Genomic DNA, 10,101 nt, shown 5'->3' with positions numbered 1-10,101 from the left:
AATGGAACAAAGGTACGCAAAGTTAGATTCGATAAGGAGTACTATCCAGGACTAGTGGATGCGTTTAATACAAAAGTTGCCTATCCAAATGATACCATATGTTATGAAAATGGATTGCAGCGCGTATGCATGCGTACTATTATACAATCCATGCCAGACCCAAAGCATATACAAAAATTGCCTGTTCCTAACAGGCTAAAAGAAGCTATTAAAACATATGCAGCTGATATGCCTGGCCTATATATTAGGATTAGAAGGAAATAAATAGACTTATAAAAAGCACACTTTGGCTGATTCAAATGCAGATACCTACTAATCAAAAATCAGTATCCGTTCACTTGCGTGGTAGCCATATTTTATAGATTATTGATGATTTTATCCATTTTTTTTTAAAAACTACTTCTTTTAAAGCTACTTTTTTTGCTTGATCAAAAAAAGTAGCCAAAAAAAATCAAGCGCTGGTGAACAAAGCTGTTGAAAAATTCAGTCTGCAAGCTGAAAATCAGAACTCGCCCAGGCCTGCAGCCTAGGGCTCAAACAGGCTGATTTTCTACCAGCTCTCAGACTGAATTTTTCTAATCACAGCTTTGTTCAAGGCGCGTTTTTTATAAACTTACATTATTGCGCTATTTCTAAATAAGAACATGAAAAAATACGCATAGGCCACACCACTGAACGGATACAAAAATCATATTTGAGATTCTAGTAACTATGCATTATGCATAGGGGTTAGTGTAAAACATTTACCTGGTAATGCACGTAATATCCCTTGTAATTCTAATGACAATAATGCAGCTTGTAGTTCTCCCGAAGGTAACGCTGTAGTAGCACTTAAAGTATCAATGGCTATAGGTTCTGCTGCTTGTTGGAGCTGTTTTAAGATCATTTCTTCTGAAGGAGTAAGCTGGTAAGTGGCATAAATGTCTTTTTTGGGTAGTTTTTTGGTAGGTTCTGTCCAGTTCATAATATAGGCTAAATCATTGATATGGGTCAAGAGATGCGCTTGATTGCGCTTAATGAGTTGATGGCACCCTGCAGAAGTCGCTGCGTAAATATTACCCGGTAACGCAAAAACCTCTCGGTGGTAATTATTGGCATAATAGGCTGTTATCAATGCACCACTTTTTTCTTTTGCTTCAATAATAATGGTTACATCTGATAGGCCTGCTATAATTCTATTGCGAGCCACGAAAGAATATGCCTTTAGTCCACTATCTATAGGATACTCTGAGAGCAATCCTCCTCCAAGCATACACATTTGAATAGCTATTTTTGTGTGCATGGTGGGATAAATTTTATTCAAGCTTGTCGGGAGTACGGCCACTGTGGCTAACCCTAACGCCAATGCTTGCTTATGTGCCCATATATCTGCACCATAGGCCAGACCACTTACTATAAGTGGCTGATAGGGAAGTAGTTGTTCTAAAAATTTAGTAATGGATGTTTGTCCATAGGACGTAAGTTGCCTGGTTCCAATAATACTAACCACGCGCCGTTGATTCAGTGCTGCTTTTCCCTTATAGTAAAGAATAGGAGGGTTGTCTGGTAATTCAATTAACCGTTGGGGATAATCATCTTCCTCTGTAGTTATCAGTTGAATTCCTTCTTGCTCATGTAGTTGCAGAATCGTTTTTGCTTGAGCCAGTCTACTGTTTGCAGAAATATGTTGAGCTATTTTTTGCGGTAGATAGGAATTTCTGCTATTAGCAGCTTCGAATATGGCTTTGGCACTTCCAAAATGCACTAATAATTTCTTTAACCAGGTACAGCCTATACCTGGTATCAAAGAAAGTGCTAATCGGTAGTGTTTTTCTTCTGGGCCCATTATATTACTAAATAGCGTAAGTTAGGATACCCGCTCACCTGCGTAGCAACCATATCTTATAGATTACAGAAAATTGCTAATATTTAATAATTAAAGCTACTTTTTTTGCTTGATCAAAAAAAGTAGCTTTAAAAATCACATCTTATATAACAAACGCATATTCAGTAAAGTAGCCCTCCTCTAAAAATCTACTTCTCTAAAAAAACCACTGTTTTTTTACAAAAACTGACTTTGGCATTATAATAATTAATTTTCAGGCTCCTTTGTAAAAAAACTATCTCTGTGCATTTTATGTATTTTCTTTTCGCATACTAGCGCATGATGCTCTTGCATTTACCCACAACTTAAGCGCATTGGCCTGATCAAACACACCTTTATTTCTTTTTTTTTGTGGCCATAAATAATGTGTAGTTATCATAACCAAACTATTGATTAACATACAAGGAAAGGCACCGTTTACATCTGTTACTGGTTCAACCCATTTATTCCAAATTATAATGGCTAATATACCTGTAGCCATACCGGTCAATACACTATAGGAACTACTCCGAAAACCTAAAATAGTTAAGATAAAAGGGCCAGTTACAATAGGTATAAAGCAATCAAAACCTAATTTTATTAATTCCATTAAATCATTGCAGTAAAAGCTAAGCATCAAAGAGAATATACCTAAAATAGGCGTTGTGATTTTAGCTAATAGAAACTGATGCCTATCGGGATTTTTTTTCTTATAGACTATATCCGTTATTTCCTGACTAATCATAATGGCAGAAGAGTTTATGTGAGAATCGGCGGTAGACATAGATACAGCTAATAAACTTATAACCACAAAACCTTTAAACAGGGGTGAAATATTTGATAGGATATGACCCCAAACCACTGTTGCTGGTAAATCTGGTGCACTGACAAATGCAAATAAACCAATTAATAACATAAACAATTTAATATACAAGCTACCCATACCGGTATGAAGGAAAACTTTACTGGCTTGGAAGTGATCGGATGACATATAAATCCTTTGAATATTTGGGGGGCTTATATTGAACACTAGACGAGATAAAAATAATGTAAGCATACTCCATAAGTTATGATTAACCTGAAAAAGCTTACTAAACTGGAATCTCTCTTGCGTTTGTAAAAACGAAATAATTTCGGGCATTGGTTTCCCAATGTATCTAAATATGCAACAAGAAAGAAGGGGAAGAATTACGAGAAAAGTTCCCAGCTGCACCAGATCTGTAATTAAAACAGCATGAACACCTCCAAATGTAGAATACAAAATAAGGATTAGCATGGAAATAATGGTAATAATTTTAGGGTCAACTGAATCTATACACATACCTATGGCTATGGTCATTACATTGATTTGTATAGTAATCATAACAATAGATGCAAAAAGATTTGATAAAACAACCATTACCCTTGGGTATTTACCATATATACTACCTACGGTTTCTGACATAGAGAGGTGATGCATAAATGGAGCCATACGTAACGCTAATGGACTAATAATCCAGAAAGAAAGACAACCAGTTATAATTCCGGTAAGTATCGCGCATAGGCCAAATTTATGAACTTCCGTTACTGAATGCATCACAGTTCTTCCTCCATAAGCAGTAGCCAATACAGTAGCTACTAAATAGGCAGTAGAAAATGGCGTGTTGCCTATAGCATATTCTCGAAATGTAGTTGGAACTCTAGCAAAGCGAAATGCAATACCTAAAACAATTGACAAAAAAACCACTACCATAAGAAGGGGAATATTAAGGGGAATATTAAATAACATCATACATCATATAGATTTAAACGTGAACAAACTTTTGATACAAACTCTTATTTTAACTATTTTTTTTAAAAAAATCAAGGAATCTTAACTTGCAACGTACATTTATAATGTATGCATTACGTTTTAAGCAAAAAAACGCCCATTTCTTATATAGATTATAGATGAAATAAAGCATTTAACAAAAAGAAGTTATGTTAACCTACTTCTTTATGAGGCCGTTGCAATAGACGATTCAAAATATACATAGAAGCAGTACGCGACTTCTTATGTAATGATGTTTATGGTATAATTATTTTATAAAATGCTTATTATTAGCACTATATTTATATAGCTAGTTAACATCAGTAAGCTATCAAGTAACATGCTGAAGCGGTAGCAAGACTAAACCATGCTGTGCTACCGCCTATTATAACGGCCTCGTTATAATGGAGGGAGAGGAATAATTGTATTGGACACCTATATGGTACTTGAAGTTGGATCTGTGGATACTTCCTTTAGTACATTTTTATTAACTTTGCATAATTTTGCGGTCATGGCCTTTAAATCTTCTACCACTTTGGTAAAGCTTTCAAAATTTAATTGGTCCATAGTATCCGTTGCACTATGGTAATTAACATCTCTCTTATCAGCCGTATCAGTGATCATAATAGCTTTATAACCCTGGTTCCAAAAAGATTTATGATCAGATCGTCCAATTCCTGGATCTAGTTTATATGGTAGAGATATATAATGCATTGGAAATGCTTTTTTAGTTTTTTTATAGCTGGACGTACATTCTTTTAAAAAACCGTAGGAATCTATATTACTAACAAAACCAATAAAATTCCCTTTACTATGATACGGAAGCCCTATTAACCATCTAAGCCATGAGGGAAGATATGGAGGATAGTCTTGGCTTTTTGTGTTATCAGTATAATTACCTAAACATTCAAGTGATATCATACCTTTTATAGCTTCATTATGTTCTCTAGCTTTTGTTGCGTAGTTTACGCTCCCCATATTATTTCCGAAAAATGCACCGGTTACTGTGTCCTTGCTATAAGGGGATTCTTCATTAGGAAAGGCCACTAGTTTTAAAGTTTTTTTAAGCTTACAATCATATTGTTTCATATACCTTGCGATTTCTAAGAGAGCCGCTACGCCTGAAGCGTTGTCATTAGCTCCAGGTGAAGTATTAACTGTATCATAGTGCGCGCCTATTACAATAGATTCATTTTTACGGTTACAGCCAGGACTGCTGTTAATGACAACTTCTATATTTTTCATTACATAAGTCTGATCATTATACGTTGCAGCATATTCATGAATTTTAAGGTTAGGTTCCGTAAATCCCATTGCTTTAAATTGTTGTACAATATAGTTAGCTGCTGCTTCTAATTTTTCAAAATTAGACTGATTTTCAATATTTCTAATTCCTATTGTATGTGACAAGTTGTGGACATGATCTTTTAAACGATCTTTTTCTAGAGAATCAACTGTTTTCATATAAACATGTGATTGGCTACAGCTACTTTGTGTGATCACTACCAGCACAATAGCTGCGAGCCATATTATTTTTCGATTCATTAACTCTTTTCTAATTGATTTAGTATTGTGTTGCATTTGCTTAAAATTTTGTTTGCTTGAAATGTTGAAATTACTAACACATTATGAATATCCTGCAAACAAAAAAAGTAAGCGTTACCTCTACCATAAGCGTTACCTCTACTATGCATTTAGCTATTTAGTTTTTGATACTTCCTCTTTACGCCAACCAAATATATCAAACTTTCATCAGCGTAGCGCAATTTATGAACTTTATTTCTAAAATACTATTATATTTTAAGTTTTCGGAACGAAATCGATATTTAGTATAGAAGATGTAACCTATTACTTAGTATCCGTTCAGTGGTGTGGCCTATTCGTATTTTTTCACGTTCGTATTTAGAAATGCGCAATAATGTAAGTTTATAAAAAACGCGCCTTGAACAAAGCTGTGACTAGAAAATTTCAGGCTGAAAGCTATTAGAAAATCATCTTGAGGCCGTTGCAATAGACAATTAGTACTTAGGACGTTGAAATATAAAATAGTACCATTAAACGAATAAAAATATGAAAAAGCAGTTTATCCTTCTTAGGTTGTTTTTATTAGGTAGCAGTTTTACGGCATGCCAGATTAGCAACCAAACAAACAATAGATCCTATAGACAAGACAAAAAAGATAAAAATACGGCTTCCAAATGAGTTAACGGAACAAATAATGCAATGTATGCCTGGATTGGTTCTAAAGGAGCAAAAGCGCTAGCTATGGTTTTGGAAAATAATAGCACAATTACGGAAATTGACCTGAGTTATAATAATATTGGTTTTGCAGGGGCAAAAGCGCTAACTACAGCTATGGAAAAGAATAGTACAATTCGATATATTGATCTTTGTAACAACAATGGTCTTGAATGGCAACCAAATCTAGCTACAGATTTGAAAAAAAGACGCATAAAGGTTAATTTCATACTATAGTATCCGTTCACTTGCGTGGAAGCCATATTTTATAGATTATAGCAAAATCTATATATCTTCATCTTCATTCTTGAATTTCTTGAATAGCTGATACCCAATTGTAAGTGTAAAGCAGTAGTTTTTCATATTTTCTTCTTCACATTTGCTACCAAGTCGCTTATAAGCTTCATAACGGCTACGTTCTCCTTCAATTTGGGAATAGTTTTGTATTTCACCTATTTTTGTCCTAAGCATACCTAAAAATCCTAGTATGCCTCTTAGATCTAGATACAATCCAGAATCCCATTCGTACGCTGTTCCAAGTGATAGAGCGATGTCCCCCTTAGCTAATAAGGTAGCTAAATCACCTGTAGGTTCAAATTTCTCTTCCTTAGAATTGTTGGAATTTTTAACTAGCCAAATTCTTTTAGGAATAAAGTTAAATACTCCAGTTAAGCATATTTTCCAGATACCTGTATTCGGCCTAAGACTTAATGGGTATATACACATTCCTCCTGATAAAAATACGGTATGGTTAATGATTTTTAGATAGGATTGATCCAAATTTTGCTGTTCATCAACTACTAAAGTACCACCTTGGCGTAGGTAACCTACCCCAACTTCGGCACCTATATATTTATTTTCAGCAAATTCTACACATATACTCCCAGTAAATCCTGGATTTTCTAAAAAACTATGTTTCTTAACTTTTCCCTTAATACCAACTGAATCTAATCCAGTAAAATCAAAATTTTTCCAAGTGCTCCAAAAGGAAGAGCCACTTATTCCGGCTTTTGCACCTATCCCCCAGTATTCTATACCGGCCTTTTTTTTGCTATCCTGATCTGCATATGCATAATCTCCCTGTAAAGTAATATATATCANAGATGTTTAATACCAGACTGTGGTGACGTATATTGATATTGATATTGATTCAAACTCTTGATGGCGCACTTTTCCCATAGAACAAAATTTTTCTCTTCTTGTTTGGAATGATATTTTCTTAACAAGGCTACTGCTGCTGGCCAATCCCTATGGAGGCCTCCCCTGTGCTGGTTTCTTAATAAGGCCATTCATCAAGTTAAAATTAGCCTTGTATTATCCTATTACTATAGAAGCTTTTTGTAGATTGCCTTCCAATGCATGCTTTAAATTTTTATATGCCGTGCTTTGCAGTGCCTCATTGGGGATAATGCTTTTTAGAATGGTTACTATATCAATAATTTCTGTGTTGCCATTTTTATATGTACATGACCTATGTACAGATAGCCAGGGTGAATCTATCTTGAAATTTAACTTTTCACAATTTTTAATGTGCGTTTTTTCTATGATAGAATGATTTTCAATAATACAAGGATCCCCTATAAAAACATCTGATACCTGATCAGGAGCAGTAGACACAGTGTTTTCAAACCAATTCTTAAAGTAACAAATCGAATCTAAAATTAAAGCAGACCCTAAATTTGTTTGAAAGATCTTGTTTTTTTGTTGAAATGCATACCTTATCGTAATGTCCTGTACAATAGAAGAAGTAAAATCGGGTAAATCCATAAATTTCTTTTCTTCATCGGTAAGATATACGTTACTTATCTTATAAAAGATAAAGTCTTTCAATGCTTCATTTGAAGAATTTAGCGCTATTTGTGTTAAATCTAACGAAGAAGCTCCTTTAAACACCATAGTACCCTGTTGGTTTACCACATTGTCCTGTATAGCTAATCTATTATAGCATAGGATTTTGGAAGTGGTAGGATTTATGGGAGGAACCTGTATTAAACCACCTTCCTTATGATCCAATAGTAACGCATCTCTATCAGCAACATCTGGAAAAATCCCTTGCGCCATACTAACTTTATTTGTTGGATCAATCCAATATACGTTTTTTTCATTATTGGTTACTTTTAGCATTGCATGGTTAAATCCTAAATGAGGTAGCAACGCACAGTCAGCTATTATCTTAGTATTTGCAGTACTACCTCTATGCACAAGAAGAGGCTGTACTTGATAACCCAGCTTTTGTAAAATAGAAGCAGTAGCAGCAGAAAAATCTTTGCAGTCTCCCATTTGGAAATGAGCAGTTTTTTCTAGATCTCTAGGGAAATGGCCACCTTTTACAGTACGCCAATCTCCCATATATTGTATCTGTTTATTCAATTCTGAAGTAACATAATTGATGGTTGCCTCATCCCCTTCTTTAGTAGCAGCAACTTCTGCTATGGCTACAAAACTTTTGGGAAGGGGTTGATTGATTACTTTATAATATTCAGTGGCAAATGCTTGTGCGAACTCTTTCCAGCTACTTACATTAGACAAAGATACCCATGTCCTATATTTTTTATTTACAAAATAAGATCTTTCGTTCGTTACAGACCATTCTTGAATAGGCTTTTCTAAAGTAATAACTATATTATGTGTGTCTTGCTTGTATGGTTCATGGGAAACTTTCAATACGTTTTTAGGATCATTTACTTTAACTTTTAAAGGTATTTTTGACTGAATTCTAGTATTATATGATTTTATATAACTTCCCGTATAATATAAAACCTCTCCAAAAAAGTTTTTGATAGGGGCCTTTTTCCTAAAAATCTTATACTTTAGGTATATTTCTGAACCGAGCTCTATTTTAGGGAAAGCTATGGCTATTTGCCTTTCAGTATCAAAACCAGACTTTAAACTAGATACAGCTTTATCCTGAATCATATTTTTAACCACTTTGTATTCCTTGCCTTGGCAAATAGTTTTTGCTTCTAGGATAGTAATTTGCATGTTTTGATTATTGTAATCTATTCGATAAGGTGCAAATATTTCACGCCCATGTTCTTTCAAGATTTTACTGCGCGACTCTACGATAGAGGTATAAGTGCCATCTGCATTAACAAACATATCTTCTTGAATGTCAGATTCTAATTCCAGTTGTTCATATTTAGACCATTTGGCTTCAGCTATGGGCATGCTAAAGATAAAGAATGGCCATAAATAGAAAAGTATCTTTACATGTCTTATGCTAGCTGGTAAAGCACACTTGTTCAAGATAGTTAAACTGTATACCCGCAGCTTATGTTTAAATGGTAACTTTTGCATAGCGTTTAAATAAATAATATGTAGTTCTTAGACTTTATTAATATGCTTAATCCTGAGCCGACGTAATCGTATATTATATTATTTATAATATTCATAAATATAAAACAAAATAATATTCATAAGTGTATATAATACTCATAATATATAAAATAAAAAAGGCTAAATCCCATGTAATCCCTAAGCTCTATTATTAAATCTTAATCCTAATGTATCCATCTTAAAAATAGCTAAAACGTTTTTCTTTAAAAAATAAGATGCTTACATGCAACCACTTCCCTCTTACATTTTTTTCTTTTAAATTTTACTAAATTCATAAAAAAACAACCATTACTTTCTTTTTGTGCTAGGTAGCCTATATGTCCCATTTCAAATTCTTTCCATTATGACCCATGTATCTACACATTGCCGCATCCGAACGGGAACCGATGACTTTAAAACCCTATTGTTGCATAGTGATGTATTTGTAGATAAAAGCTTAATGATTCAAGCATTATTGGAAGAAAGCAGCGAGGTAATACTGATTACCCGTCCCAGACGTTGGGGTAAAAGCTTGAACATGGATATGTTGCGTAAGTTTTTTGAAATCGAAGTAGATCAGACAGGAAATCCTTTAGCTGAAACAGATCGTGTCAATCAGAAGCTATTCTTGGGTGGAGCCATTGATTTAAAATTAGCAACGGGAAGGAAAAAAATACTACAAAAGCTTAAAATAGCAGCTTATACAGATATTATAAATGAATATCAGGGACAATTTCCAGTCATCTTACTTAACCTGAAAGATGTTAAAGGGAGTTCTTACCAAGAAATCGAGAAAGGCATTAAAGATCAAATTATAACATTATTTTCCTGCCATCGTTATCTAAGCGTACACCTAGCAGCATCAGGGGGGGTACTGGATAATGCTCAAAAAGAGAAATTACAGCGCTATTTGGAT

The 10,101-nt window shown here is 34.2% G+C and carries 10 protein-coding genes (2 of these 10 cut by a window edge); 4 read left to right on the top strand and 6 right to left on the bottom strand.

What is annotated here, in order from left to right:
- A partial coding sequence (locus tag EDM02_RS05695; protein ID WP_184891134.1) for a hypothetical protein occupies positions 1-264 on the top strand: 264 nt, incomplete at its 5' end.
- Between the two features lie 445 nt (positions 265-709).
- Here the strand turns inward: EDM02_RS05695 and dprA are convergent.
- The 3 genes from dprA to EDM02_RS03910 all read right to left on the bottom strand — a co-directional run bounded on the left by dprA (position 710) and on the right by EDM02_RS03910 (position 5,213).
- Positions 710-1,825 carry a DNA-processing protein DprA gene (gene dprA, locus EDM02_RS03920; RefSeq protein WP_123662766.1) on the bottom strand — a complete coding sequence of 372 codons (1,116 nt, stop codon included), beginning with the start codon at positions 1,823-1,825 and terminating at the stop codon, positions 710-712.
- Positions 1,826-2,114: 289 nt separating this feature from the next.
- Positions 2,115-3,614, bottom strand: a complete 1,500-nt coding sequence (locus EDM02_RS03915; protein WP_123662767.1) for a sodium:solute symporter family protein — start codon at positions 3,612-3,614, stop codon at positions 2,115-2,117.
- 453 nt (positions 3,615-4,067) lie between these two features.
- On the bottom strand, positions 4,068-5,213 hold the full coding sequence (locus tag EDM02_RS03910) for a M28 family peptidase (RefSeq protein WP_123662769.1): 1,146 nt from the start codon (positions 5,211-5,213) through the stop codon (positions 4,068-4,070).
- A 489-nt stretch (positions 5,214-5,702) separates the two neighbouring features.
- On the opposite strand from EDM02_RS03910, the gene EDM02_RS06025 reads away from it, so the two are divergent.
- Positions 5,703-5,834: a hypothetical protein gene (locus tag EDM02_RS06025; RefSeq protein ID WP_260215022.1), complete on the top strand. Its 132-nt coding sequence runs from the start codon at positions 5,703-5,705 to the stop codon at positions 5,832-5,834.
- A gap of 21 nt (positions 5,835-5,855) precedes the next feature.
- Positions 5,856-6,107, top strand: coding sequence for a hypothetical protein (locus EDM02_RS03905; protein WP_123662771.1), 252 nt, complete (start codon positions 5,856-5,858; stop codon positions 6,105-6,107).
- Positions 6,108-6,155: 48 nt separating this feature from the next.
- Here EDM02_RS03905 and EDM02_RS03900 read toward each other — a convergent pair whose 3' ends face one another.
- The gene (locus tag EDM02_RS03900; RefSeq protein WP_123663251.1) at positions 6,156-6,650 is read right to left on the bottom strand and encodes a hypothetical protein; all 495 of its coding nucleotides are present in this window, start codon (positions 6,648-6,650) and stop codon (positions 6,156-6,158) included.
- Between the two features lie 534 nt (positions 6,651-7,184).
- Positions 7,185-9,167, bottom strand: a complete 1,983-nt coding sequence (locus EDM02_RS03890; RefSeq protein WP_221179593.1) for a DUF3857 domain-containing protein — start codon at positions 9,165-9,167, stop codon at positions 7,185-7,187.
- A 382-nt stretch (positions 9,168-9,549) separates the two neighbouring features.
- Between EDM02_RS03890 and EDM02_RS03885 the strand changes: the two genes are divergently transcribed.
- Positions 9,550-10,101: the 5' portion of an AAA family ATPase gene (locus tag EDM02_RS03885; RefSeq protein ID WP_123663247.1), read on the top strand. The gene runs 24 nt beyond the window's last position; only the first 552 of its 576 coding nucleotides appear in the window; it begins with the start codon at positions 9,550-9,552; its stop codon lies beyond the right edge, outside the window.
- On the bottom strand, positions 10,084-10,101 hold the end of the coding sequence (locus EDM02_RS03880; RefSeq protein ID WP_260215044.1) for an NTP/NDP exchange transporter. The gene runs 1,323 nt beyond the window's last position; 18 of the gene's 1,341 nt are visible here — the last part of the coding sequence; its start codon lies beyond the right edge, outside the window — the gene reads right to left on this strand; the stop codon is at positions 10,084-10,086. The genes EDM02_RS03885 and EDM02_RS03880 overlap by 42 nt on opposite strands.

This window comes from Candidatus Cardinium hertigii, assembly GCF_003788695.1.
Note: the sequence above shows the minus strand (reverse complement) of the source record. Positions and strands in the feature narration are given on the sequence as shown.